This window comes from Enterobacteriaceae bacterium Kacie_13, from assembly GCA_013457415.1.
Taxonomy (GTDB): domain Bacteria; phylum Pseudomonadota; class Gammaproteobacteria; order Enterobacterales; family Enterobacteriaceae; genus Rahnella.
In genome coordinates, this window is sequence record CP045665.1 from 3,745,427 (window position 1) to 3,772,288 (window position 26,862).

Genomic DNA, 26,862 nt, shown 5'->3' on the forward strand with positions numbered 1-26,862 from the left:
ATCCCTCAATTGGGTGGCTAAAAATAAGCCGTTAATTGAGTTAAGTCACAGAATGTATAGTTGTATAGACATGGAAGTCAGGAGTATGAAAGAGATCACAGTTTTGCGCGGTAAAAGAAGAGTGGGAATGGGATGTTCAGAGGACTTTGAGTGCAGCGGTAAAAGATGCAGATGAACATAGGGGAGGGTGTTCAGCCCACAAGCGCCCTTCAGGTTTAAATAGTGGAATAAGTAAAGATCATCATTAACTTTATGACGTAGAAACCTTAAAAATAAATATATCCAACAAATGAAAATCAACGAAGGGATTAAGAGTATTTACTTTCCAATAGTAAATAACTTAAAAACATCATTGATATGAATAATTAAATAATCATCAACAATAAAAAACTTACCGTAACGCGTTAATCGATCGTTAAAATCTATTGGTGTAGAAAATTGTGACAATGATCACGAATCATTATAGTGCAATAGTTATTCTTGTCTCATTGTTAAGAACGAAATAAATACTGATTTAACCAAAACCGAATAATATATTTCCACCACCACCAACTGATATAAAAGGGAGTCATACCTTGCCGTGGAGAGATCCATCCAATAATAACATTGTAAGCTGGCTATACATTTTTATATTCGCTGCCTGGGGTGGCGTGGTCAGATACATTATAGATGTACGTTCTGGGAAAATATGCCGGAGTTTTGTGGCGGTAATCGCACAGGTTATTATATCTGCATTTACAGGCGTCGTTGCCGGACTCCTATCAGAAAGTATGGGATCGGGATTTCATACCACTCTGGCAATATGCGGTATATCTGGTGCTATGGGTGTTGCCGCTTTGGATTATTACTGGAGGAGGTTAACAAAAGGCTAACATGGAACATTTTAAATTCAGTAAGAGCTCAGAAGATAATCTGAAAGGTGTACACCCTGATTTATGCATAATCATGAGAAAAGCCTTAGCATTATCCCCTGTCGATTTTGGAATTTCTGAAGGCCTCAGAAATAAAAAGAGACAACTTGAGCTGGTCGCGAAAGGAAGATCATTGACCAATAACAGTCGGCATATTACGGGTCATGCCGTTGATATCTTTGCTCTGCCAAACAATGCAATATCCTGGGAGTTCAAATATTATCAGGCGATAGCCAACATAGTTTTTGAATTATCAAAAACACTGTCAATTGAAATTGAATGGGGAGGTAAATGGGATGATTTAAACGATGGCACACATTTTGAACTATCAAGAAAAGACTATCCATAATGAAGTGATGTAATCCCTCAAAGAGGAATTGCAACCTAACGTTCGTAATGAGCATTATACGGCGAAAACTTATTAATTCTAAGATATTAAATATCTCATGAACTGATACGCCTTAGTACTGCCTTTATTACGGACAATAATAACCAACCATTTTTGAAATGGTTGTCAATATAAAATTAAAGGACTAACTATGAACACCGTAAAAACTGTAACTGCTGATGAATTCCCGCTGAAAGCTGGCGATAACCTGATTATGGTTGTCCCTCATCACGACGATACCATTTTGGGCTGCGGCAACTTTGTTATCGAAGCCCTCGCCCGTGGGGTTTTAACAACCGTAACGCGCGTCTTTGTCTCTTGCAGTCGCACAAACTTCTTTGCAAATTATCAGGAAGGCCTGCTGTCTGAGGAGCAAATTCAACGCGTCACTCAGGCACGCATCGAAGAAGATACGCTGGGCTGTAATGATCTCTTTGGGGGGAGTTATAACTGGCGACAGGGGATCATCGGCGAGTGGGATGCACCAATTCGCGGCTATTCAGGTGCTATGACCGCAGGTGGGGGTTCGTGGGGAGATTTCTCTACATTCCGTCCTGAAGAAATCGACATGTATAATCGTCTGATTACGCAATACATGTGGATGCTTCAGGAGGAAAATACCACCATCCTGTGCTTAATCGCCAACGGAAGCCACGTAGACCATTTCAACGTTCGCGAAGCTATGCTGCACGCGGCATTCCTGGTGGGTGATAATGCCAAAGCTCAAATTGTATTTGTTGAAGATGAACCCTACACTTCCGATAATACTGATCAACGCTTCGTTGAATTCGACAAACTCAATGCCCGTACCGGTAATGGCCTGACGTCTCTGGGCATGGCATGCCAGCCTGGCCAGTATAAAAATACCCATATGCATGAAATTTTCGATGCCCATTATCGCACTCAGTACACGGATGATTATGAGCTTGACTTGAATAAAAATAATGACTTTATTATTTATACTCTGGATAAGGCAAAGTATAAATCAATAACCAAAGACACCAGTTGCACCGCAGATTATTGCGTATTAGCATAATTTACAATGCTGTCAATAATGAATACCAGCTCACCATGAGCTGGTATTTTTTTGAGATATTCCAGCTTAAGCCGATTCGCGTAAAACCAGCTGACTGGAAATAACAATTCTCTGAAAATCCTGGGCCGGTTCTTTGATTTTTTTAATGATAAGCGATGCCGCTTCGTATCCTGCTTCTTCGCCGGGAGATGAAACATACGTAAGGGAAGGAGAAGTCAGGTTGATATGCATCATATCTTCAAACCCTGCTACCGAAATTTGTTGCGAGAGAAAAATATCTTTCCCGATGGTGCGCCCGATACGATGCGCTCCGTTTATACATCCAATGATTGCAGAAGGTGAATGGCATAAAATCGCAGTAATATTATTGTATTTTTTCAATAAGTCGCCCACGGCTGCGGAGGCGGCAAAAGTACTCTCTTCGCATTCGGGAAGCCAATCTTCGCGAAACGGCAAACCATATTGCGCTAATGAATAGCGATATCCCTGCAATCGTTCTTCACGGATCAGGCAGCGTTTATTTCCGCCAAGATAAGCAATACCACGATGACCACGCTCAATAAGATAACGGGTAATATTGATCCCCGCTTCACGATTATTGCATTCGACACTATCCTGAGCACCTTCTACACCTGATTTTGAAACAATCACAACGGGTAAATGACTTTCAATAACCGGATCCGGGATCTTTTTCGACAAATGATCATAAGTCAGATAAATAACGCCGGCAACACCCTGCTGTAGGAAGGATCTCAGGCAATGGCGTAGCGTTAATTCATCATTTTGTGGTTGACCCAGAAATACCATATACCCCTGAAGCTCAAGATTACGCACAATGCTGGCCATAACCTTCAGAGAAAACGTATCGCTAAAATCATCGATAATCAGACCGATAAGATTAGAAGTATTCGAGCGCAGGTTCGCCGCAGCTACGTTGTGGACATAACCGAGTTCGTCGATAGCCGAACGGATTTTCCCGATAGTCGCTTCAGAGATTTTTCCTTTCTGGCGCAATACCAGAGAAACGGTTGAAACAGAGACGCCCGCCCGTTTCGCGACATCAGTAATGTTTACTTTTTTCATCAGGCCTCTTGCTGCTTTTGTTCTTCTCAATCGATGGCATGCGGCCTCCCTGAGGATCCAGAACGTTATTGTCCAATTGTCTCACAGAATGTCCAGGTATTTCAGGGTTCCGGGGTTGCCGGCATGACGTATCGAAAGGAATAACCGGGCCAGCAGAGGTGGCCCGTCTCATCCTAGGGCTTAAGCGTGATTTCAGACATTGTCTGGGCAATAAATTGCGCCCTTGCACCAAAAATTACCTGTATGCCTTTGTCTCCGACAAAGACTACGCCTCTGGCACCGACCTGATTCAGGCCATCTTTATTGACTAACTCACTCTTTGCTATCTCCAGACGTAAGCGTGTTATGCAGGCACTGATGGACAGAATATTTTCCTGACCGCCCAGTAACGTTATAATTTCATGAGAAATTTCCGTATCTGTTTTGTCATCACAATTCACCATCACCTCTGTACGGCCCGGTGTTTTAATATCAAAACGTCGGATAACAAAACGAAAAGTGAAATAGTAAATGATCGCCATCGGGATCCCCACGAACACGGCGCTGAGGAAGTGGGTCTGGTAGTCATTCAGAGACGGTAAAATGCCAAAAGAAATGTAGTCGATTAAGCCCGCGGAGAAGGATTTAGCAATATGCGCATGCAGCAGATACATGCACATATAAGAGACACCCGCCATCAATGCGTTGAAGACATACAACACAGGCGCAACAAAAATAAATGTAAATTCAACAGGCTCGGTGATCCCCGTCAGGAAACACGTCAGGGCAGCAGAAAACAGAATACCGAAAGCAATTTTCTTATTTTTTGTATTGGCTTCGTGATACATCGCCAGGCAAGCCGCCGGCAATGCAAACAACATCAGCGGAAACTCACCCTGCATAAATTTGCCAGCATTCTGGTAGCTATCGCTGCTAAAAGATTTAACCCCTTCCTCCAGCATTTTGAACCAAATTGTCTGATCACCGTGAATGACCTGCCCCGTTTGTGTGGTGTATTCACCAAATGAATACCAGAAGGAAGGATACCAAATGTGATGCAGGCCCAACGGGATAAGTGCACGTTCGACTGTGCCGAAAATAAAGGTCGATAACACCTGATTATCGCCATTGACCACTACAGAAAGCCCGTCAATCCCTGACTGAATGTATGACCAGACCCAGGGCAGCCCCATCCCCAACAAGAAAGACAGAAATGCCGTCGCGATAGCCACAAAACGTTTTCCGGAGAAAAAGCCCAGGAATTCAGGCAATTGCAATGTATTGAATTTGTTGTAACACCATGCCGCAAGAATGCCGGAAATCAGTCCACCGAAGACCCCCATTTGCAGGGTCGGTATCCCAAGCACCATCGCATATTTCCCCCCGGCAGCCGCCATTTCCGGCGTGATATGCAGGAGCGTACCCATCGTGACGTTGATGGTTAACACAGAGACAGCGGCCGATAAGGCAGCAATACCTGATTCTGCGGCTAATCCGACGGCGGAACCAATCGCAAATAGCAGTGGCAGATTGTCAAAAATGACACCGCCTGCATTCATCATCAGAGGTAAATGAAAGCGGTCACCAAAAGCCAGCAGAAGTCCCGCCGCAGGAAGCAATGAAATGGGCAGCATAAGCGCCCTGCCTATCATGGACAGTTTCGACAACGATTTTACAAAACCTGAAAATATCTTCATTAGTAAATATCCCTATTAATTAGTTCGTTAACTCAAGTGTAACGTTCTACTATAACGTTATACCTATCATGTCGAAATGGCAGAAATATTGATACTGTGGCCAGTCATTTGGGAATGGATTTTTTTGATAGTGTGAAGCAGCACAGCGAGAAAGCGGTAAAAGACGAGATATTCAGACAAAAAAAAGCCCACATCGGACTGTGGGCACGGGGGTTGCAACTGGCCGTCGTTCAGAGCGGCTGGCAACAAGCAAATGTGAGAACTGCTCGCTCTCGGGTCTTAAGGTAACGGCAGACGGGAAGAACCTTCAGCCTTTTCTGGTAAACGGCAGGTTAAAATGTATAAATTTGTTTGATCCAGATCACACTTCGCCGCGCTACAACAATTCATTTACGTTCAGATGAATCTGCTATAAATCCCGCTTAAGGCCTATTGGTTAGTTTGCTAAGTAACAAATAACCTGCCCTTTGCGACTGCACGAAAAGATTAAAACCTCAATGATACAAGGGGTTATGCCGCAACATTTACCTTCCATTTTGAAACATCGCAACATGCGTCATGACAATAACCTTACACAGCGAATTGTGGTGCTCTCGTATAGTGGGGGACTTGTTGAGAACGGTTATTCTCAATTCCCCAAAAAGAGTGAATTCTATGCGCCTGAAGTTTCTTTCTGTCAGTACGGTTGTACTGCTTTCCGCATGTGATGGTTCCGCCGGTTCTGCCTCTCCGGCGGCACAAGTGCCTGCGGTCAATGTCGTCACTCTGCACAGCCAGCCAGTCACGTTAACTACCCGTCTGCCCGGCCGCACAACCGCGGTGCGCAGCGCCGAAGTTCGTCCACAGGTCAGCGGCGTAATCCAGAAACGTCTGTTTGTGGAAGGTAGCGAAGTCAAAGCTGGTGAGCAGCTTTATCAGATTGATCCGTCAACCTATCAGGCGGCCTATGACCGCGCGATGGCGACATGGAAAAGCGCCGATGCCACCGCGCGCCGTTACAAACCGCTGGTCGAAGCGCAGGCCGTCAGCCGTCAGCAGTATGACGACGCCGTAGCCGCCGAGCGCGAAGCCGCCGCCGATGTCGAAACCGCCCGCGTGAATCTGCAATACACCAAAGTTTACGCGCCAATTTCCGGTCACATCGGACGCTCGCTGTATACCGAAGGGGCGCTGGTGACCAGTGGCCAGACGGCGTATCTGACCACGATTGACCAGCTGAATCCTATCTACGTGGACGTCAGTGAATCCTCACAGGATTTACTCAAACTGCGTCGCGCGCTGGCTTCCGGCAAATTACAGTCGGCCGGTGAAAACGCCGCACAGGCCACGCTGACGCTGGAAGATGGCAGTAAATATGCGCTGCCGGGCAAGCTGGAATTCTCAGAAGTGACGGTTTCGCAAAGCACCGGTTCCGTGACGCTGCGCGCCTCATTCCCGAATCCGCACGACGAATTACTGCCAGGCATGTTTGTTCACGCCGAGCTGCAACAGGGCGTGGATGACAAAGGGATCCTCGTGCCGCAGGAAGCGATCATGCACGACGTGAAAGGTGCACCGTACGTTTACGTGGTGAAAGCCGATAACACCGTCGAACAGCGTTCCGTCACCACCGGCCAGATGATGAATGGCTACTGGCTGGCAAATCAGGGGCTGAACGACGGCGATAAAGTGATCACCGACGGATTACAAAACGTCAGGCCTGGCGCCAAAGTGAATGCCACCGAGCGCAAAGCCAGCGCCCCTGCCGAACAGGCTAATCTCGCGATGACCGATCCTTCCGCGCAATAGGTGAGCTGAATGTCTACTTTCTTTATCAACCGCCCCATATTCGCCTGGGTGGTCGCCATCGTCATCATGATCGCCGGTGCGCTGTCGATCATGAAACTGCCGATTAACCAGTATCCGAATATCGCGCCTCCGGCGATTTCCGTCAGCGTCACCTATCCGGGTGCTTCGGCGGAAACCGCGCAGAACACCGTCGTTCAGGTTATCGAACAGCAACTTAACGGGCTGGATAACCTGCGTTACATCGAATCGCAAAGTAACAGCGACGGCAGCGCCACAATCATCGCCACCTTCGATCAGGGGACCAACCCGGATATCGCGCAGGTTCAGGTGCAGAACAAAGTGTCTCTGGCCGAATCGCAGTTGCCGACCGAAGTGGTCAATCAGGGGATCCGTATTGCCAAATATCAGGCCAACTTCATGCTGCTGGTCAGCCTGATTTCAACTGATGGCAAAATGAGTAACTCGGATCTGAGCAACCTGCTGGTCACCAAACTTGAAGACCCGATTGTCCGTACCAAAGGCGTCGGCGACTTCCTGGTGCTCGGTTCAGAGTACGCGATGCGTATCTGGTTAGACCCGGCGAAACTCTATAAATATCAGCTGATCCCCAGTGATGTCAGCGCCGCCATCGAAGCGCAAAACGTGCAGGTGTCTTCCGGTTCTCTCGGCGGATTACCGACGGTGAAAGACAGCAAACTCAGCGCCACCATCATCGGTAAAACCCGTTTCGACAGCATTAACCAGTTCAAAAACGTGCTGCTGAAAGTGAACGCTGACGGCTCGCAGGTACGTCTGAGTGATGTCGGGAATGTGGATCTGGGGCCGGAAAGTTATTCCATCTCATCTACCTTTAACGGCAGTCCTTCTACCGCTATCGCCCTGCGTCTGGCGAGCGGCGCGAATGTGCTGGATACCGACAAAGCGGTGAAAGCCACCGTCGCCAGCCTGGAGGATTCCCTGCCTGCGGGCGTTAAAGTCGAGTTCCCGTATCAGACTGCGCCGGTGGTCAGCGCTTCCATTGAAGAAGTGGTGAAAACGCTTATCGAAGCCATCGTGCTGGTGTTCTGCGTCATGCTGTTGTTCCTGCAAAACCTGCGCGCCACGCTGGTCACCACGCTGGTGGTGCCGGTCGTTCTGCTCGGGACGTTCGGGATTCTGGCGGCCGCGGGGTATTCCATTAACACCCTGACCATGTTCGGGATGGTACTGGCGATAGGCTTGCTGGTGGATGATGCCATCGTGGTGGTGGAAAACGTCGAACGTGTGATGACGGAAGAAAAGTTATCGCCCAAAGAAGCCACGATTAAGTCGATGAAACAGATTCAGGGCGCCCTGTTCGGGATCGCACTGGTGCTGTCGGCGGTATTAGTGCCGATGGCGTTCTTCGGCGGTTCAACCGGCATCATCTACCGTCAGTTCTCGATTACCATTGTTTCGGCGATGGCGCTTTCGGTTCTGATGGCACTGATTTTCACCCCGGCGCTGTGTGCCACCATCATCAGACACAACGACGAAGAGAAATCTCAGAAAGGCTTCGCCGGCTGGTTTAACCGTAATTTCGACAAAGGCGCGATGCATTACACCCGCGCCGTCGGTACGGTCATCTTCCGCCGTCGTCTGTTTATGCTGATTTACCTGCTGATTGTGATTGCCACCGGCTTTATGTTTACCCGCGTGCCCACCACTTTCCTGCCGGATGAAGACCAGGGCGTGATGCTGGTTCAGGCCACGTTGCCGGCCAACGCCTCATCACAACGTACGCAGGAAGTGCTCGATAACGTCCGTGAATACCTGATGGATAAAGAAGGCGGGATTGTGTCGTCGGTGTTCACCGCCAACGGCTTCAGCTTCGCCGGTCGCGGGCAGAACGTCGGTATCGCCTTTGTGCAGCTGAAAACCTGGGCGAAACGTCCGGACGCGGCGCAGAAAGTTCAGGCGCTGGCGGGTCGTGCAATGGCGCATTTCGCCACCATCAAAGACGCCCGCGTGTTTGCTTTCGTTCCTCCTGCGGTCATGGAACTGGGTAACGCCACCGGCTTCGACTTCTTCCTGCAAGACACCAACGGCAAGGGTCACGCCGCGCTGATGGCCGCACGTAACCAGTTCCTGCAACTGGCGTCACAGGACAAACGCCTGACCGCTGTGCGTCCGAACGGCATGGAAGATGAGCCGCAATATCAGCTGGAAATTGACGATGAACGCGCACAGGCGTTGGGTCTGAGCCTCGACGACATCAACAATACGTTGTCGGCGGCCTGGGGTTCGGCGTACGTGAACCAGTTCATGTACAACAACCGCGTGAAGCGCGTTTACATCCAGGGCAAGGCGGCTTCGCGTGTCACGCCGGAAGATTTAAACAACTGGTATTTCCGGAATTCCAGCGGCGATATGGTGCCGTGGAGCGCCTTTGGCAGCGGTAAATGGGTTTACGGTTCACCGCGTTACGAGCGTTTTAACGGTGTGTCCTCCGTCGAACTGATGGGCGCACCGGCACCGGGCTACAGCTCGGGCGACGCCAACGACGCGGTAATGGAAATCGCGGCCAAATTGCCACCGGGTTACAAAGTGGCATGGCACGGCCTGAGCTATGAAGAAAAGCTTTCCGGCTCACAAACACCGGCACTTTATACTCTGTCGATGATCGTCGTGTTCCTGTGTCTGGCGGCACTTTACGAGAGCTGGTCGATTCCGTTCTCGGTCATGCTGGTGGTTCCGCTTGGGATCTTAGGCACCATCGGCGCGGTGCTGCTGCGCGGATTATCCAACGACGTCTTCTTCCAGGTCGGCCTGTTAACCACCGTCGGACTGGCGGCAAAGAACGCCATATTGATTGTCGAGTTCGCCAAAGAGCTGCATGAGAACGAAGGCATGTCGGTTACGGAAGCGGCGATTGAAGCGGCCAAACTGCGTATCCGGCCAATCATCATGACCTCGATGGCCTTTATTCTGGGTGTATTCCCGCTGACCATTTCCAGCGGTGCGGGCGCAGGCAGCCAGCATTCCATCGGTACCGCCGTGGTTGGCGGGATGATTACGGCGACCTTCCTGGCAATTTTCTTCGTCCCGATGTTCTACGTGACGATTGTAAATCTGTTCACCCGCAAATCGAAAAAACAAGACAAGGCGCTTCCTGCGTCTGAGGCAACACACCATGAATAAATCGCATTTCGCGCTGTCACTTATCGGCGCGTTTACTCTCACCCTGCTGGCGGGCTGTACGATGGAGCCGCATTATCAGCGCCCTGCGCTGCCGGTCGCCAGCAGCTGGGACGGTGCCAAAACCGGTGCAGCGCAGGATATCGGCTGGAAAGCGTTCTTCAGTCAGCCGGCGATGAACCAGCTGATTGGTATGTCCCTGAAGAATAACCGCGACCTTCGGGTCGCGGCGTTAAACGTCGATACCGCCCGCGCTGCCTTCCAGATTGACCGCGCCGCGCTGCTGCCGACCCTCGACGCCAGCGCCGGTGAAACCAACCAGCATCTGCCGGGCGGATTGTATTCGACGCAAAGCACCGGGCCGGTAACATATCAGCAATACAGCGCCAATCTGGGCGTGACGTCTTATGAAGTTGACCTGTTTGGCCGCGTGCGCAGCCTGCGTGATCAGGGGCTGGAAACCTATCTCGCCACCGAAGCGACGCAGCGCGCAACGCAAATCTCGCTGGTGTCTGAAGTGGCTTCCGGTTACCTGAGTCTGGCGGCGGATAACGACCTGCTGAAACTGGCGATCAATACCGCCAACAGCCAGAACAAATCCTACGAGCTGACCAAACGCAGTTACGACTCCGGCATCAGCACCTCTCAGGATCTGGTACAGGCCGAAACCACGGTACGCGCGGCGCAGGCCGATATCGCGCAGTACACGCGCCAGGTACGGCAAGACGTGAACGCGCTGACGCTGCTGGTTGGCACCACCATTCCACCGCGTCTGCTGGCGGACGCCACCCTGCAACAGGACTGGAAATTCCCGCAGACACCGGCTGGCTTACCGTCTGATCTGCTGACCCGCCGCCCCGATATTATTGCAGCGGAACATACGCTGAAAGCGGCCAACGCCAACATCGGCGCAGCGCGTGCTGCGTTCTTCCCGAGCATTACACTGACCGGCACCGCCGGTTCTGAAAGCGGCAGTCTGAGTAAACTGTTCGACGGAGGCACCGGCGCGTGGTCATTTATGCCCTCGATCAACATTCCAATCTTCGACGGCGGCGTGAATCAGGCCAATCTCGACATTGCCAAAGACACGAAGAAAATTGATATCGCCAACTATGAAAAAGCGATTCAGACGGCGTTCAAAGAAGTGTCTGATGGTTTAGCCGGTCAGGCGACTTATAAAGACGAACTTCTGGCGCGCCAGCAGGACGCCGACGCCAACCAGCGCAACTACGATCTTTCGCAGATGCGCTTTAAAGGCGGTATAGATAATTATCTGAGCGTACTGGTCGCGCAACGCTCGCTGTACTCAGCCCGGCAAACGCTGATCACCACACAACTTGCCCAACTGAATCAGGACATCAGTTTGTATAAAGCGCTGGGCGGGGGATGGAAGGAGTGATTTTTGAGTAAATGGAAACGCCGACGGAAGTCGGCGTTTTGGTTTTCAAGCCGGAGACACCTTATCCCGCCACATATTCATCGCAGAATCTTCTTCACTAACTCACCCCGCGCATCAAAATAACGGCTCGGCCAGATCACGCTCGGATGAACCTCCAGCGCCTGTGCAATCACCTTCTCCCCTTTCGGCCATGATCGTGACAGCGCATTCGATAGCGTCGAAGAACTCAATCCCACACTGCGCGATACCGCCGCCAGCGTTGTGCCCCGTTTACGCAATGCCGCAATGATGTCTGCCTGATGCCAGTCGGTATGATTCTGTGTTTTGTTCATGGAGGATCCTTTCCTGAGTTATGAGTAAATAAAACGTCTACACAGGAAGAGTAAACCGGGAGAAAAATTATCCCAAAACGGGATAAAACCGGAGGAATAGTGATCAGGTCATTGATAGATAAGATGAAATGTAATATTGATGAGATAGCTGACTAAATACTGATAAAAAATTATTTTGGTGGGAATTTTTACTCCGCGTAGCCATTAATACCCCACCCCAGCCCTCCCCTTCGCAGGGGAGGGAGCCGATCGGGCTTTTAACTCCTCCCCCTGCGAAGGGGGAGGCTGGGAGGGGGTATTACAAATAAAATCAGAAGGTTAACGTTGTCTTCCGACGTATAATTTCATTTCTCAAATGCTCAAGAACTTCAGGTAATTCCTGCATAACCTGAAGATTCGTAAACCGGATAACTTTCATTCCTGAATTACACAGAAAGTCCGTTCTGATTTTATCCGCCGCCATCCCTTTCTCACTGAAATGACTTTCACCATCCAGCTCAACCACCAGCCTCACCTCTCCGGCGTAAAAATCGACGATATAGCGCCCGATCCCATGCTGACGGCGAAATTTAACACCCAGCGCTTTACACCGGATCGCCTGCCATAAAACAAACTCTGGATAAGTAAGATTTCCCCGCAGATCCTTGCGTAATTTTTTCTGTTTTGAATCGTTGAACATGTCACACCGAGTTGTCTTTAACACTCCCACCCAACCTCCCCCTTCGCTGGGGGAGGAGCCGTACTGAGAGTATCTGCAAATGCGGCGATAATATTTTTCTCACACCATTGCTGCGGCCCTTATTCCAATCTTTTTAATATTCCCTCATTTTCGCCCACCGCCACATTTGCTAATTATTTATATTAAATTAGTTAAAAGTTCAGATGTTTTAGAGAAAAAGTGAAGTAGGGCAAAGCCCCACTGAGTTTTATTTTAATAAGGCGCAGCGTCCAGATGCACAATAACTTTATAGCTTCCATTATTGAATGAGAATATATCGCCCCGAACGCGAAGATATAGATGATCATTGTTGGCTGTGGCCGTTGCCTTGCTGTCAGAGGTGACCATGAACGCTCTTTGGTCATCAATATTAGCCATAAAATCAGCCTCACTTTTCGTCGCATCATACAAATAATAGTGGTACGAAAATGACGTCATTGCTCCGGCGCTGGCCTGGGTTATATATAAGGTGACCAGGTTATTCACTTTAACCGTCTTATACACCTCCTGCTCTACCGGAAATTTGAGAAAGTGAATGCCCCATGCGATTAACATAAACGCAAAAAGTACAGGCACCAAAACATAGCGTTTTTTAAAACCCCGTTCTTTTTGCATAATCGATACCACACTTTATCCAGAATTGATCCTTTGGGTCGTCACCGTAGGGCGATGTGCCGTGCCAGTTGCCATCTTCTACCTTTGCATTTCCAGAACGAGATTGCGCCCAACCCGCCGCCCGTAACAATACAGGCTCAGTTATTCCAGCTGCGGTACCCACCGCGCCGTAGTGGAAATTTCCAAAGTTCTCATACTGCCTCCCTGCGCGCGTTTTATAATCCCAAGGCCCATGTAGTCTGACTTGTTGATAAAACCACTGGTACGTGAGTGCTGATGGACCGTGATGAAATCTCGAGAGCATCATATTATTAATGATGTTTACGCCTGGTGGCGAAAATGAGGATACATCATAGGGCGGATGAGGTGAGGCCGCTAATGTAGGGTATCTCATGCTTACGCTCTATCTTTCCAACTGTCTGAGAACATCAAATTCCCGTCGCAGTGCTTCCATGTGATTTTTTCATAGCGCAGTTCAATGCATTCAAAATGGTTATGCTTTTCTTTAGTTGGATCTTTAGTGTCATGCATAATTGGCGACACACCTACGATTTTTACGTCCTCAAGCAGAATGTTGAAATACTCAACTTCTTGCCCTGCATCATTGATGTTGTACCACTTAAACTCTGCTGATTTTAGTGTTTGTCCAGTAGCCACGGCCTTGTACAGATAAGGTGATGAAGAATCGAAATCTTTCTGGAGCAGGACTGCGGAATGTTTACGGGTGCCTGTAATTACCCCTGTCATCCCATCAGTTGGAAGGCTCAGGTTATGAGAGAAGCCATTAACCTCGATACTACCTTCACGGTCTTTCACATCAACGGAGCCTTTGATTGGTGCGCCACCGTCGTCTTTAAGCCATAAATATGCCGGGATTGCCATTCTGATAAATTCCTTTTTAAAAAGTGAGGCAATACGTTATGCCCGTATGTTTTCACAAACCATTCGGGAACCTTTAAAAATGGAATTTTCAGAAGTTTGTTACTGGTGAACTCCCCTTGTTTCCTCATTTGCGCCTGCCGTCACGCTCGCTAAGTGTTTCTTTATGTTAAATTTGTTAAAATATTTAGACAATTTTTGAGCGAAAAGCTTTTGCCGTGCGGCTTCCGCGCGGGTTGATGGTGTAATTTTAAGGAAACAATATGGGTATCACTCGTCGTGATTTTTTAAATGGTGTGGCAATTACCGTGACCGCTGGTATGACGCCGTTTGAGGCGCTGAAGGCGTCGCCGCAAACGGCGGCACAGACGCTGTATTACCCGCCATCCCTGACCGGGCTGCGCGGGAATCATCAGGGCTCTTACGAGGCGGCGCACATTCTCGGGCGTGAAGGCAAAAAGGTCGATCCGTCCAGTTTACCGGTGGAAGATGAGTTTGATCTGGTGATCGTGGGTGCCGGGATCAGCGGGCTGGCGGCGGCGTGTTTCTGGCAGGAACAGCATGGCAAGCAGCAACGGATTTTACTGCTGGATAACCATGATGATTTCGGCGGACACGCCAAGCGCAATGAATTTCATGTTGAAGATAAAACCCTGCTCGGCTACGGCGGCAGTGAATCTTTCCAGTCGCCGCGTACCAACTTCAGCCCGGTGGCGATGGGGCTGCTGAAGACCCTGAATGTCGATATCGAAACGATGGCAAAAGACTTCGATCAGACGTTCTACCCGGATCTGCATCTGAGCCGTGGCGTGTATTTTGACCGCAAAAACTTTGGCGTTGATAAAATTGTCAGCGGCGATCCGGGCCGTGCGGTGGCCGATGATATCCCGCCAGACAGACTCAACGGGCGCGATATTCGCGATTTCATCAATGATTTCCCGCTGCCGGAATCTGACCGTAAGGCGCTTATCGCCCTGCACACCGAAGAAAAAGATTATCTGCACGGGATGAGTCAGGAAGAGAAAGTCGCCTGGGTGGACGGGCACAGCTACACGCAATTCCTGCGCGAAAAAGTCGGGCTGAGTGAGATGGCAATCCGCTATTTCCAGCAGCGCACCAATGATTTTCAGGCAGTCGGGATTGATGCCACCTCGTGCAGCGATGCCCGCATCTGCGCCCTGCCGGGGCTGGAAAGCATGGGATTACCGCCGCTGGATGCCGAATCGCTGGAAGATCTCGACCAGCCATACATCTTCCACTTCCCGGACGGCAACGCCGGTCTGGCGCGTCTGATGGTGCGTCATCTCATCCCGCAGGTCGCGCCGGGCAGTACGATGGAAGATATCGTGCTGGCGAAATTCGATTACGGCCAGCTCGATAAGAACGGCCAGCCGGTGCGCCTGCGCCTGAACAGCACCGGAATGCACGTTGCCAACGTAGAGCATGAAGGGAAACCGGCGGTTGAGGTGACTTACATGACCGGCTCACAGCTGCACCGTGTCCGTGCCGGACAGGCGGTGATGGCCGGTTACAATATGATGATCCCGTATCTGGTGCCGGAAATTGCCGAAGCGCAGAAAGCAGCGCTGAAGGAAAACGTCAAAGCGCCACTGGTGTATACCAAAGTGGTTATCCGCAACTGGCAGCCATTTATCAAACTTGGCGTTCACGAAATCTACTCTCCCGGTGCGCCTTACAGCCGCGTGAAGCTGGATTATCCGGTGGATATGGGCGGTTATCAGCATCCGCGCGATCCAAATCAGCCGATTGGCCTGCACATGGTCTATGTGCCAACGCTGCCTGGCAGCGGCCTCAGCCCGCGCGAGCAGTCCCGCAAAGGCCGCGCGCTCCTGCTCGGAACCTCGTTTGATGCTCACGAAAAAATGATCCGCGATCAGCTGCAGGGAATGTTCGGCGAGGCCGGTTTTGATCATCAGCGCGACATCATGGCGATCACCGTCAACCGCTGGTCGCATGGCTATTCCTACTTCCTCAGCGGGATGTTCGACGACGAGGAACAATCGCAGAAAACCATACAGCTCGCACGCCAGCCGGTCGGGCGCATCACTATTGCCAACTCAGATTCCGACTGGAGCCCGTACGCTAACTCGGCGGTAGATCAGGCGTGGCGCGCAGTGAACGAACTGACCGCCATGAAGAAGGTGAACGCATGAAACAGCTGATGATTTTCGCCACGCTGATGGCGACGGCAGGCTCTGCGATGGCGATGTCCGCAGGAGAATATGTCGCTAAGTCCGCAGACTGCGCGGCCTGCCATACGTCATCGACGGGGGCGGACCTGGCGGGTGGTGTGCGTTTTGCGACACCGCTCGGTGAAATCTACTCGACCAACATCACGCCCGACGTGAAATCCGGCATCGGCGGGTACAACTTTGAAGAATTCGACAAAGTGATGCGCCAGGGGATTGCTAAAGACGGGCACCCGCTCTATCCGGCCATGCCGTATACCTCATACGTGAAAATGAGCAGCAAGGATATGCGCGCGCTTTACGACTATCTGATGAAAGAGGTGAAACCGCAGCCGGTCGCCAACCGCGACAATGACATCAGCTGGCCGATGTCTGTCCGCTGGCCGTTGCACGTGTGGAACAGTATTTTCCTCGAGGAAGGCGAATACAAACCACAGGCCGATCAGAGTGGCGAATGGAACCGTGGCGCGTATCTGGTGCAGGGAGCCGGACACTGCGGTGCCTGCCATACACCGCGCGGCTGGGCGCAGCAGGAGAAAGCGGTCGACGGGCAAAGCACAGCGTTTCTGAGCGGCGGTGAACTCGACGGCTGGTCCGCGCCTTCTCTGCGCGGCCTCAACGTCAGCCAGCCGGAGCTGGTCACGTTGCTGAAAACCGGTCGTAATGCGCACGATGCCGTAAGCGGTCCGATGGGCGAAGTGATCACCAACAGCACGCAGTTTATGACTGATGCGGATCTCAACAGCATGGCGGTATATCTGCTGAGTCTTAAAGCGCAGCCGCGGGATAAACCGGCGAAAGTTGCCGTCGCGACACAGGCCGGGCAGCAAACGTTTATGCGCTACTGCTCGACCTGCCACGGTGTGAACGGCGACGGTAAGGACTATACGATCCCCGCACTGGCGGGCAACCTGACGGTCAACGCTGAAAATCCACAAACCTTGCTGCGGGTTATCCTCAACGGTGGCCAGACGCCGGTGACGGCAGAGCATATGTCTGACACCATGCCCGCCTATGGCTGGACGCTGAACGACGAGCAGGCGGCAGAATTAACCAACACCCTGCGCGCCAGCTGGGGAAATCACGCGGCACCGGTCACGGCGGAAGATGTGGCGAATGCGCGCAAGGCCGGGAAGTAACATTCAAGGGCAAGGATGCCCATTCGCTTTATTCCTGAACTATTTCCCCACATCTCCGTTCCAACCGCCGCCCAGCGCGGCAATAAGCTTGACGCTGGTGACCATCTGGGTGCTGACCAGCGACAGGACGCTTTGTTGCTGGCTCAGGCTGGTGTTCTCGGTAGTCGCAACGTCGAGATAGTCGATCATCCCGGCCTGATACTGATTGTTAGTCACACGCGCAGATTCTTTGGCGGAATCGGCCGCGTTCTGACGGGCGATGAGCTCGTTGTCCAGCGTATTGAGTTCGACCAAATAATCTTCCACTTCCTGCATCGCGGTTAACACGCTCTGGCGATAACCGGCGACGTCGGCGTCATAGGCGGCTTCGGCCTGCGCCACTTTGCCACGGGTCGAACCAAAATCCAGTACCGTCTGGCTGAGTTCCGGGCCTAAGGACCAGACGCGGTTTGGCAGCGAAAACAGGTTGTGGAAAGCTGAACTGGCGAATCCGCCGCTGGCGCTCAAGGTCAGATCCGGGTAATACGCAGCGGTGGCGACACCGACGGCGGCGTTGGAGGACGCCATGGTGCGTTCTGCGGCGGCGATATCCGGTCGGCGTTGCAACAACTGCGAAGGTAAGGCATCCGGGATCTGCGGCAGGGTCAGTTTGACGTCGCGCGCGGCGAGGCTGAACTGCGCCGGGGGTTTGCCGACAAGCACCGCGATAGCGTGTTCCAGCTGAGCGCGCTGCCATTGCAGATCGAGCGCCGAAGCTTTGGCGCTTTCCAGCTGCGTCTGGGCCTGCGCCAGCGTGGCGCGCGAGGCATTACCGCCTTCATACTGATTCTGAATCACAGTCAGATAACGCTGATATGCCTCGATGCTGCGCTGATACAGCGCGATCTGCTGGTCCATCACCCGCAGCTGGAAGTAATCCTGCGCCAGTTCTGACTGCGCGCTGAGCGTGGCATCGGCAAGATCGGCCTTGCTGGCCTGTGCGCTGGCGTCCTGCTCTTCGGCCGTACGGCGCAGTTTCCCCCACAGATCCAGCTCCCAACTGGCACTGAGTTCAGCCGACTGTTTTTTGGTGACGGTCGATGACGTGCCGCTGCGCGTGCTGCCAACAGAAGCATCGACGGAAGGATAAAGATCCGAACGCGCCTGAGTGACTAACGCCTGCGCCTGACGGTATTGCGCGGCGTACTGTGCGACGTTTTGGTTGGAAATCTGCACCTGACTCAGCAGCGAGGACAGCTCCGGATCCTGATACACCGCCCACCAGTCGCCTTTGCTCTGGTTATCTTTAGGTATCGCCGCCGTCCAGCCTTTGGCTTCTTTAAATGCCGTGGGCATGGCGACGTCAGGCCGTTGGTAATCCGGCCCGACGGTACAGGCGCTGACCAGTATTGCCAGCACCAGCGGAACAAAACGTAACACCATAGAATGGGATTTTTGCACAGTCATCAGATTCGCTTCAGGGTAAGAATTCATTGTTTTATCAGTCATGTGAACTGACCTCCGGCGATGTCGTATGCGGCCGCAGGCGATGCCACACACGGTGCGTCGCGCGGCTCGTGCGATCCATATACAAGTACACCACCGGCGTGGTGAATAACGTCAGGATCTGGCTCAGCGCAAGCCCTCCGGCGATCGCAAGCCCCAGCGGGCTGCGCAGATCCGCATCGCCACCGCTGCCGAGTGCCAGCGGCAACGCGCCGAAGAACGCGGCCAGCGTGGTCATCAGGATCGGGCGAAAACGCATCAGGCAGGCCTGAGTGATCGCCTGCTGCGGAGAAAGGCCAAGACGGCGTTCGGCGTCCAGCGCGAAGTCGATCATCATGATCGCATTCTTTTTCACAATACCGATCAACAGCAGGATCCCAATCAGCGCGATCACCGTCAGCTGCGTGCCGGTCATCAGCATCAGCAGCAGCGCGCCCAGCCCGGCGGAGGGCAGCGTTGAGAGAATGGTCAGCGGATGAATATAGCTTTCATACAGCACACCGAGGACGATATATACCGCCGCCAGCGCCGCCAGAATCAGCCACGGCATGGAGCTGGCCAGCGCCTGGAACGCCTGCGCCGTACCGGCATAGCTCCCCTGAATGGTATCCGGCAAACCAATTTTCGCCATGGCAGTTTTCAGCGCGGCCTGCGCCTGTTCCAGCGCGTAACCATCGGCCAGATTGAAGGCGATGGTCGTGGTGGCAGTCTGCCCCTGATGCGCCACCGAGAGCGGCGCATTCGCGCCGCTGAACGAGGTAAAGGCTGACAACGGGATCTGCTTGCCTGCGTCGGTCACCACGTAGAGCTGGTTCAGCACATCAGGATTACTGGTGTAATCCGAGGTCAGATTCATAACAACATGATACTGGTTCAGCGTTTTGTAGATCGTCGCGATCTGCCGCTGGCTGAAAGCGTTGTTGAGCAAGGTATCGATCATCTTCACGTTAACGCCAAGCTGCGTGGCGCGGTCGCGATCGATATTGAGCATCACTTCCTGCCCGCCAGTCTGCGAATCGGAATCGACGCCGGTCAGTTCCGGAAGCGCGGCCAGCGCGGCTTTCACTTTTGGTGCCCATTCGCGCAGCAGGGAAAGATCGTCAGCCTGTAAGCTGTACTGATACTGGGCATTTGCGCTGCGCCCGCCGATGTGCAAGTCCTGCGCGGCCATCAGGAACAGCTGCGAGCCCGGCACTTTGGCGGTTGCCATCATCAGACGGTTCGCCACCTGGTTGGCATTGGCGGTGCGTTTATCGAAATCTTTCAGGCGCACGAAGAACGTCGCGGTATTGCGTGATCCAAATCCACCACTGCCCGCTGAACTCATCACCGCTTCCACGGCGGGATCGTCCTGAATGATCTTGCTGTATTTCAGCACCTGCGGCTGGATCGACTGAAACGAGGTGTTTTGATCCGCGCGCAGCATACCCATCAGCATGCCGGTGTCCTGATCCGGGAAGAAGCCCTTTTCCACCACGGTATACAGATAGAAGTTAAGCAACACGGTCAGGAATAGTCCGACCAGCGTGATCAGTTGATGACGCATCACCCAGCCGAGCGCCACAGAATAGGCGGCCAGCAGTTTGTTGAGACCGCGTTCGATCATGCGATAAATGCGCGGCTGACGTTTTTCCACCGGCGGTTTTCGCTTGAGGAAACGCGCGCAGAGCATCGGCGTCAGGCTGAGCGAGACCAGCATGGAGATAATCAGCGAGACGCTGAGCGTCACCGCGAATTCGCGGAACAGACGCCCGACAATGCTGCCCATCAGCAGGATCGGGATGAATACGGCGATAAGCGATAGCGTCATGGAAAGCACGGTAAAGCTGACTTCCTGCGCGCCTTTGATCGCCGCACGCACGGGTCCCATTCCTTCTTCTATATGACGCGTGATGTTTTCGAGTACCACAATGGCATCATCAACCACAAAGCCGGTGGCGATAATCAGCGCCATCAGCGAGAGATTATCGAGGCTGTAGCCGAGCAGATACATCACCGCGCAGGTGCCTATCAACGAGACCGGCAGCGCCAGCGCGGGGATCAGCACGGCACGCCAGTTGCGCAGGAAGACAAAGACGACCGCGATCACCAGCAGTGTGGCTTCCAGCAAGGTCATTTCGGTATCGCGCAGGGAAGCAGAAACGTTCGGTGAGCGGTCGAGTGCCAGATTAAGCTGCACGTCGCCGGGCAGGCTCTCTTTCATCAGCGGTAGCGCGGCTTTTATCGCGTCTATGGTCTCCAGCATGTTCGCGCCAGCCTGACGCGTTACGCCGATCATCACCGACGGCGTGCTGTTGTAATAGCCGACGTTGTATTTGTCTTCGACCGAATCGTAGACATTGGCGACATCACTGAGGCGGATTGCCGAGCCGTTGATGTAGGTAATGATCAGCGTTTTGTACTGTGCTGCGGTACTTTGCTGGCCGTTGCCTTCGATCATCCACGACTGATTCGAGCCTTGCAGCAGCCCCTTCGGCAGATTGCTGGTGCTGTTGGCAATGGCTGAACGAATGGTGTCGAGGGAAATACCGTAAGAGGTGACCGCTTCCGGACGCAAATCAATGCGTACGCCCGGCAGCGCGGAGCCGACCAGCGAGACCTGCCCGACGCCGTTCACCTGTGCGATTTTCTGTTGCAACTGACTGGACGCGATATCGTACAGCTCACCTTTACTGCGCGTGGCCGAGGTCAGCGCCAGCATGATGATTGGCGCATCCGACGGGTTGGCCTTACGGTAGGTCGGCAGTGACGGCATGCTGCTTGGCAATAAGGCGCGGGAAGCGTTGATCGCCGCCTGCACGTCACGCGCTGCGCCGTTAATGTCGCGATCTAAATCGAACTGCAAAATGACACTGGTAGAGCTCTGCGAACTGCGCGAGGTCATTTCGGTGACGCCCGCGATCTGCCCGAGCGCCCTTTCCAGCGGCGTGGCGACGGTAGCCGCCATGGTTTCAGGGCTGGCGCCCGGCAAACTGGCGCTGACCAGAATAGTCGGAAAATCCACCTGCGGCAGCGGCGCAACCGGCAATAAACGGTAACCCAGCAGGCCGAGCAGCAGAACTGCCAGCGTCAGCAGCATGGTGGCGACCGGCCGCAGGATAAAGAAGCGCGAGATGTTCATCGGTTATCCGCCCGCTGGGCAGCACGACGGTGGCGCGGATTAAAGCGGTGCGAAAGATTGTCGAACATCAGGTAGATCACCGGCGTGGAGAACAGCGTCAGGATCTGGCTGAAGATCAGTCCGCCGACGATCACCAGCCCGAGCGGCTGGCGCAGTTCCGCACCGGATCCGCTCGCCAGCATCAGCGGCAATGCCCCGAGCAGCGCGGCCATGGTAGTCATCATGATCGGGCGAAAACGCAGTAAACAAGCCTGATGGATCGCCTCACGCGGCGATAATCCTTGCTTGTTTTCCGCTTCCAGCGCGAAGTCGATCATCATAATGGCGTTCTTTTTCACGATCCCGATCAGCAGGATCACCCCGATCAACGCGATCAGGCTGAATTCTGTACCGGCAAAGATCAGCGACAACAGCGCGCCGACCGCAGCCGACGGCAGCGTGGAAAGAATGGTTACCGGATGGATGAAACTTTCGTACAAAATGCCGAGCACAACATACATAGTCAGTAGTGCAGCGAGGATCAACCAAAGCGTATTACCGGTGGCGCTTTCAAACGAGGCCGCCGCCCCCTGATAGCGTAATGTGATGCTGTCCGGCATCGCGATATCCGCGACGGTGGTTTTAATCGCCTGCTGCGCCTGCTCCAGCGAGTAACCGTCGTTAAGGTTGAAGGACACCGTCACCGCCGGGAACTGGTTCAGTCGCGCCTGTAACAGCGCGCCGGTACGCATGTGGATTTTGGCAATCGACGTCAGTTTCACCATGCCATTGGTGGAGCTGCTGGTGCTGGTGGACGACGTCGAACTGCCGGACGCCGTGGTCGTTGAGGACGCTGCGTTGCTGTTCGAGGTAGTGCTGCTGGTCGCCGACGTAGTCACGTTGCTCGCCAGATAGATATCATCGAACGAGGCAGGTGACTGCTGGAACTGCGGCGCGACTTCCAGCACCACGCGGTACTGGTTGGCCTGGGTAAAGATAGTGGAGACCAGACGCTGGCCGAAGGCATTATAGAGCGCGGTATCGACGTCCGACGCGGTAATGCCGTAACGCGCGGCGGCATCGCGATCTAATTCCACATAGGCTATCTGCCCCTGATTTTGCAGGTTGCTGACCGCGTCGCTGAACTCCGGCTGTTCGCTGAGTTTTGCCAACAGTTTCGGCGTCCATTCCACCAGATTTTCACTGTCAGAATCATCCAGCGTGAACTGGTACTGGCTCGGCGTGACCTGATCGTCAACGGTCAGATCCTGCGATGCTTGCAAATAAAGTTCAATGCCGGGCACTCCGGCAGTTTCCTGTTTCAGACGCTCGATGATCGCAGGCGCACGTTCGCTGCGTTCATCAAAGGATTTCAGGCTGATCTGCAACCGGCCACTGTTCAGACTCGTGTTATTTCCGTCCACACCGATGGTAGACGCGACGCTTTCCACGTCAGGATCTTTCAGGATAGCGGCGGCCAGCAGTTGCTGACGACGCCCCATTTCACTAAAGGAGACGTCCTGCGATGCCTGTGTAATGCCCTGAATCATCCCGGTATCCTGCGACGGGAAGAAGCCCTTCGGCACAATCACATACAGTAACGCAGTGAAGACCAGCGTGGCAGCGGCGACCAGCAGGGTGACCTTCTGGTGATTAAGCACCACGATTAGCATCCGGTCATAACCGGCGATCAGTTTGTCGAAGAACTCTCCGCCCTTACGGTAGAACTTGCTTTGTTTGTCTTCCGGGGTGTGCCGCAGTAAATAGGCGCACAGCATCGGAGTAAGCGTCAGTGAGACGACCATCGACACCAGTATCGACACCGCCAGCGTGATGGCAAATTCGCGGAACAGACGCCCCACAACATCCCCCATAAACAGCAGCGGGATCAGCACGGCGATAAGCGAGAAGGTCAGTGAAATGATAGTGAAACCGATCTGCTTCGAGCCTTTCAGCGCCGCCTGCATTGGGGTTTCGCCCTCTTCCAGGCGTCGTGAAATATTTTCCACTACCACGATGGCATCATCGATAACGAAGCCGGTAGCGATGGTCAGCGCCATCAGTGACAGGTTGTTCAGGCTAAATCCGCACAGGTACATCACACCGAAGGTGCCGATAAGCGACAACGGTACCGCCACGCTTGGGATTAGCGTCGCCGCCACGTTGCGCAGGAACAGGAAGGTCACCATCACTACCAGCGCAATCGACAGCAACAGTTCAAACTGAACGTCGCTGATTGAGGCACGGATGGTCTGAGTACGATCCGACAAAATGCTGACTTTGACCGAATCCGGCAGCGCTTCCTGCAATTTCGGCAACTGGGCTTTAATCGCATCCACCACCTGAATCACGTTGGCACCGGGCTGGCGCTGAACGCTGATAATGATCGCCGGTTCTTTATTCGCCCACGCGGACAGATACTGGTTTTCGGGCGCTTCCGACAAAGTGGCGATATCGCGCAAACGCAGCGCCGCGCCGTTTTCGTAAGTCACAATCAGGTTGGCGTATTCGGACGCGGTGCGCAGCTGATCGTTAGCATCAATGGTGATGGAATGATGCGGGCCGTCGAAGCCGCCTTTGGAACCGTTGACGTTGCTGTTACCGATCAACGTGTTAATGGTTTCCAGCGTGAGGTTATGCGCCGCCAGTTTGCGTGGATCGACCTGCACGCGAATAGCAGGCTGATGCCCGCCCGCCAGCGTCACCATGCCGACGCCGGAAATCTGTGACAGTTTCAACGCCACGCGGGTGTTCACCAGATCCTGCACTTTGGTCAGCGGCAGCGATTCGGAGGTGACGGCCAGCGTCAGCACCGCGGCATCCGCCGGGTTCACTTTTTTATAGGTCGGCGGATTCGGTAAATCTTTCGGCAGCAGGCTGTCGGCGGCGTTGATTGCGGCCTGAACTTCCTGTTCGGCGACGTCGAGAGAGAGATCCAGCGAGAATTTCAGCGTGATGATCGACGAGCCACTGGCGCTGGTGGAATACATCTGGCTTAAGCCCGCCATCTGCCCAAGCTGGCGTTCAAGCGGTGCGGTAATGCCTGACGCCATCACGTCCGGGCTGGCACCGGGATAGAGCGTAGTTACCTGAATGGTCGGATAATCGACCTGCGGCAGCGCCGAGGTCGAGAGCATGTTGTAGGCAAAAATGCCCGACAGCAGCACGGCGACCATCAGCAGAATGGTCGCAACCGGCCTTTGAATAAAGAGGCGTGAAGGATTCATTTCGGCCCGCTGTCTTTACCGGTCGTGGCTTTATCGACGCCAGCGCTTTGCTCACGTACCTTCGAAGAACCGGCGGCGGCATCTTCGGTATTGGCGGTCACTACCTGCACTTTCGCACCGTTGGTCAGACGATCAATCCCGGTAGTCACCACTTGTTCGCCCGGCTTCACGCCGGACAAAATCGCTACCTGACTGTCACCAAAGTCCGGGCCGGATTTCACAGCGCGGCGCTCGATAGTGTTATCAGCTTTGATCACGTACACAAAATCGCCGTTACTGCTCAGCTGCAACGCCGCTGCCGGAATAACCGTGGCATCTTTCAGCGTAGAAACCTGTAAGCGGGCGTTCACAAACTGGTTGGGGTAGAGTTTTTCATCCACATTATTAAACAGCGCTTTCAGCTTGATGCTGCCGGTACTGCTGTCAATTTCATTGCTGATAAATTGCAGCTGCCCCTGATCGAACACTTCGCTGCCGTCCTGATTAAAGGCGGTGGTCGGCAGTTTATTGCCGCCGCGCAACGCTTTGAGCAGGGTTTGCAGATTGCTTTGCGGCACGCTGAAGGTGACGGCAATCGGCTGCGTCTGGGTAATGGTGACGATGCCAGTCGTTGAGCTGCTGGTGACCATATTGCCCGGATCGACCAGACGTAACCCGACGTGGCCGCTGACCGGCGCGGTGATTTTCGCGAACTCAAGATTCAGTTTAGCGGCATCGATCTGCGCCTGATCGGCTTTCATCGCCCCGGCGTACTGCCCGGCGGTCGCAATCTGGCTTTCCAGATCCTGACGCGCTAAAGAGTCCTGCGCGTACAGTTTGCGGTAACGCGCCAGCGTCAGTTCGGCGCTTCTCGACAACGCCTGATTCTGCGCCAGTGAGCCCTGATACTGCTCAAGCGTTGCCTGATAGCTGCGCGGGTCAATCTGCGCCAGCAACTGCCCCTGCTCGACTTTCTGCCCTTCGGTGAAATAGACCTTCATCAGCTGACCATCAACCCGGCTGGTAACCGTCACGGTGGCGTTGGCCACCACGGTACCCAGCGCACGCAGATATACCGGCACATCCGCCTGCGTGGCTTTTCCGGCCTGCACCGGCGTATCCATCCCCATCATCATCTGGCCGCGCATCGCGCGCATACCGCCGCGCCCCGGTCCTTTTTTACCCGCGGATTCGGACGAACTTTGATGGAAAGCAAAGAACCAGACCAGGATCGCCGCAACGATGATGGCGATGATAACCCACACAAAAGTGCGTTTTTTAGAGCGAGATGAGGCAGTCGGCAGCATAAATTTCTTGATTTCGCAGTATTGATGAGGAGAAAACAGCTGAAAATGACCTTCAACCAGAGATTTTAAGTGTTCGGCAAAAAAACCATTATCCCTAAAACCGCGGGTGGCTGTTTTTAGGACAACGTAAAGATTTCGTTAGTAATTAAGAATATATATTTCAATCAGCAGGATGAATTATACCCGCTAATTTAGCCTTTTGACGCGCCTAATGTTAAGGACTAAATGAGAATGAATGTTGAAGAAGGAGGCAGGAAATTTTCAGGAACTGTCAGCGCCGTACAGAATTTTGTCAGGAATGCGCTGATTTAGCATGAAAAACAGACAACCACATCACCCAAATGGTTTAAAAAAGTAGAGGTAAATCCTGAAAATTGCATTCATTGATAATTTATATTGTTTGCGCTGACCGCCCCTTGATATGGTTAATTTTC

General features: G+C 53.0%; 19 protein-coding genes. 8 read left to right on the forward strand and 11 right to left on the reverse strand.

The window, feature by feature from the left end; all coding sequences use genetic code 11:
* Window positions 1–575 precede the first annotated feature (575 nt).
* From GE278_17100 to GE278_17110, 3 genes are all read left to right on the forward strand, one after another.
* Complete coding sequence (locus GE278_17100) at window positions 576–872, forward strand: holin (protein ID QLK62381.1); 297 nt, start codon at window positions 576–578, stop codon at window positions 870–872.
* 1 nt (window position 873) lies between these two features.
* Window positions 874–1,260, forward strand: coding sequence for a M15 family peptidase (locus GE278_17105; protein QLK62382.1), 387 nt, complete (start codon window positions 874–876; stop codon window positions 1,258–1,260).
* A gap of 190 nt (window positions 1,261–1,450) precedes the next feature.
* Complete coding sequence (locus tag GE278_17110) at window positions 1,451–2,335, forward strand: hypothetical protein (protein ID QLK62383.1); 885 nt, start codon at window positions 1,451–1,453, stop codon at window positions 2,333–2,335.
* Window positions 2,336–2,401: 66 nt separating this feature from the next.
* Here GE278_17110 and malI read toward each other — a convergent pair whose 3' ends face one another.
* Both malI and GE278_17120 read right to left on the reverse strand, forming a co-directional pair.
* A complete protein-coding gene (gene malI, locus GE278_17115) occupies window positions 2,402–3,418 on the reverse strand; it encodes a Mal regulon transcriptional regulator MalI (GenBank protein ID QLK62384.1) in 1,017 nt (338 codons plus the stop codon).
* Window positions 3,419–3,591: 173 nt separating this feature from the next.
* Window positions 3,592–5,094, reverse strand: coding sequence for a PTS N-acetylglucosamine transporter subunit IICB (locus GE278_17120; GenBank protein ID QLK62385.1), 1,503 nt, complete (start codon window positions 5,092–5,094; stop codon window positions 3,592–3,594).
* A 654-nt stretch (window positions 5,095–5,748) separates the two neighbouring features.
* On the opposite strand from GE278_17120, the gene GE278_17125 reads away from it, so the two are divergent.
* Genes GE278_17125 through GE278_17135 form a run of 3 tightly spaced genes read left to right on the forward strand, consistent with a single transcriptional unit; the run spans window position 5,749 to window position 11,437 of the window.
* Entirely contained in the window at window positions 5,749–6,882 is a 1,134-nt protein-coding gene (locus tag GE278_17125) for an efflux RND transporter periplasmic adaptor subunit (GenBank protein ID QLK62386.1), read from the forward strand.
* 9 nt (window positions 6,883–6,891) lie between these two features.
* Entirely contained in the window at window positions 6,892–10,041 is a 3,150-nt protein-coding gene (locus GE278_17130) for an efflux RND transporter permease subunit (GenBank protein QLK62387.1), read from the forward strand.
* Window positions 10,034–11,437: an efflux transporter outer membrane subunit gene (locus tag GE278_17135; protein QLK62388.1), complete on the forward strand. Its 1,404-nt coding sequence runs from the start codon at window positions 10,034–10,036 to the stop codon at window positions 11,435–11,437. Before GE278_17130 ends, GE278_17135 begins: the two co-directional genes overlap by 8 nt.
* 77 nt (window positions 11,438–11,514) lie before the next feature.
* On the opposite strand, the gene GE278_17140 is transcribed toward GE278_17135, so the two are convergent.
* The 5 genes from GE278_17140 to hcp form a co-directional block, all read right to left on the reverse strand.
* Window positions 11,515–11,769, reverse strand: coding sequence for a transcriptional regulator (locus GE278_17140; GenBank protein QLK62389.1), 255 nt, complete (start codon window positions 11,767–11,769; stop codon window positions 11,515–11,517).
* A 310-nt stretch (window positions 11,770–12,079) separates the two neighbouring features.
* The gene (locus GE278_17145) at window positions 12,080–12,448 is read right to left on the reverse strand and encodes a DUF559 domain-containing protein (protein QLK62390.1); all 369 of its coding nucleotides are present in this window, start codon (window positions 12,446–12,448) and stop codon (window positions 12,080–12,082) included.
* Window positions 12,449–12,700: 252 nt separating this feature from the next.
* Window positions 12,701–13,102, reverse strand: a complete 402-nt coding sequence (locus tag GE278_17150; protein QLK62391.1) for a hypothetical protein — start codon at window positions 13,100–13,102, stop codon at window positions 12,701–12,703.
* A complete protein-coding gene (locus tag GE278_17155) occupies window positions 13,080–13,496 on the reverse strand; it encodes a hypothetical protein (GenBank protein ID QLK62392.1) in 417 nt (138 codons plus the stop codon). The genes GE278_17150 and GE278_17155 overlap by 23 nt, the downstream gene beginning before the upstream one ends.
* A 2-nt stretch (window positions 13,497–13,498) precedes the next feature.
* On the reverse strand, window positions 13,499–13,984 hold the full coding sequence (gene hcp, locus GE278_17160; GenBank protein ID QLK62393.1) for a type VI secretion system tube protein Hcp: 486 nt from the start codon (window positions 13,982–13,984) through the stop codon (window positions 13,499–13,501).
* Between the two features lie 260 nt (window positions 13,985–14,244).
* On the opposite strand from hcp, the gene GE278_17165 reads away from it, so the two are divergent.
* Window positions 14,245–16,155 carry an FAD-dependent oxidoreductase gene (locus GE278_17165; GenBank protein QLK62394.1) on the forward strand — a complete coding sequence of 637 codons (1,911 nt, stop codon included), beginning with the start codon at window positions 14,245–14,247 and terminating at the stop codon, window positions 16,153–16,155.
* Between the two features lie 8 nt (window positions 16,156–16,163).
* On the forward strand, window positions 16,164–17,330 hold the full coding sequence (locus GE278_17170) for a c-type cytochrome (protein QLK63324.1): 1,167 nt from the start codon (window positions 16,164–16,166) through the stop codon (window positions 17,328–17,330).
* A 39-nt stretch (window positions 17,331–17,369) separates the two neighbouring features.
* Here GE278_17170 and GE278_17175 read toward each other — a convergent pair whose 3' ends face one another.
* The 4 genes from GE278_17175 to GE278_17190 are packed head-to-tail and all read right to left on the reverse strand — an operon-like array spanning window position 17,370 to window position 26,428.
* On the reverse strand, window positions 17,370–18,818 hold the full coding sequence (locus tag GE278_17175) for an efflux transporter outer membrane subunit (GenBank protein QLK62395.1): 1,449 nt from the start codon (window positions 18,816–18,818) through the stop codon (window positions 17,370–17,372).
* Window positions 18,811–21,936 carry an MMPL family transporter gene (locus GE278_17180; protein QLK62396.1) on the reverse strand — a complete coding sequence of 1,042 codons (3,126 nt, stop codon included), beginning with the start codon at window positions 21,934–21,936 and terminating at the stop codon, window positions 18,811–18,813. The genes GE278_17175 and GE278_17180 overlap by 8 nt, the downstream gene beginning before the upstream one ends.
* Window positions 21,933–25,142 (reverse strand): MMPL family transporter, encoded by a 3,210-nt coding sequence (locus GE278_17185; GenBank protein QLK62397.1) that lies wholly within the window; start codon window positions 25,140–25,142, stop codon window positions 21,933–21,935. Before GE278_17185 ends, GE278_17180 begins: the two co-directional genes overlap by 4 nt.
* Window positions 25,139–26,428 carry an MdtA/MuxA family multidrug efflux RND transporter periplasmic adaptor subunit gene (locus tag GE278_17190; GenBank protein QLK62398.1) on the reverse strand — a complete coding sequence of 430 codons (1,290 nt, stop codon included), beginning with the start codon at window positions 26,426–26,428 and terminating at the stop codon, window positions 25,139–25,141. Before GE278_17190 ends, GE278_17185 begins: the two co-directional genes overlap by 4 nt.
* Window positions 26,429–26,862: the final 434 nt, after the last annotated feature.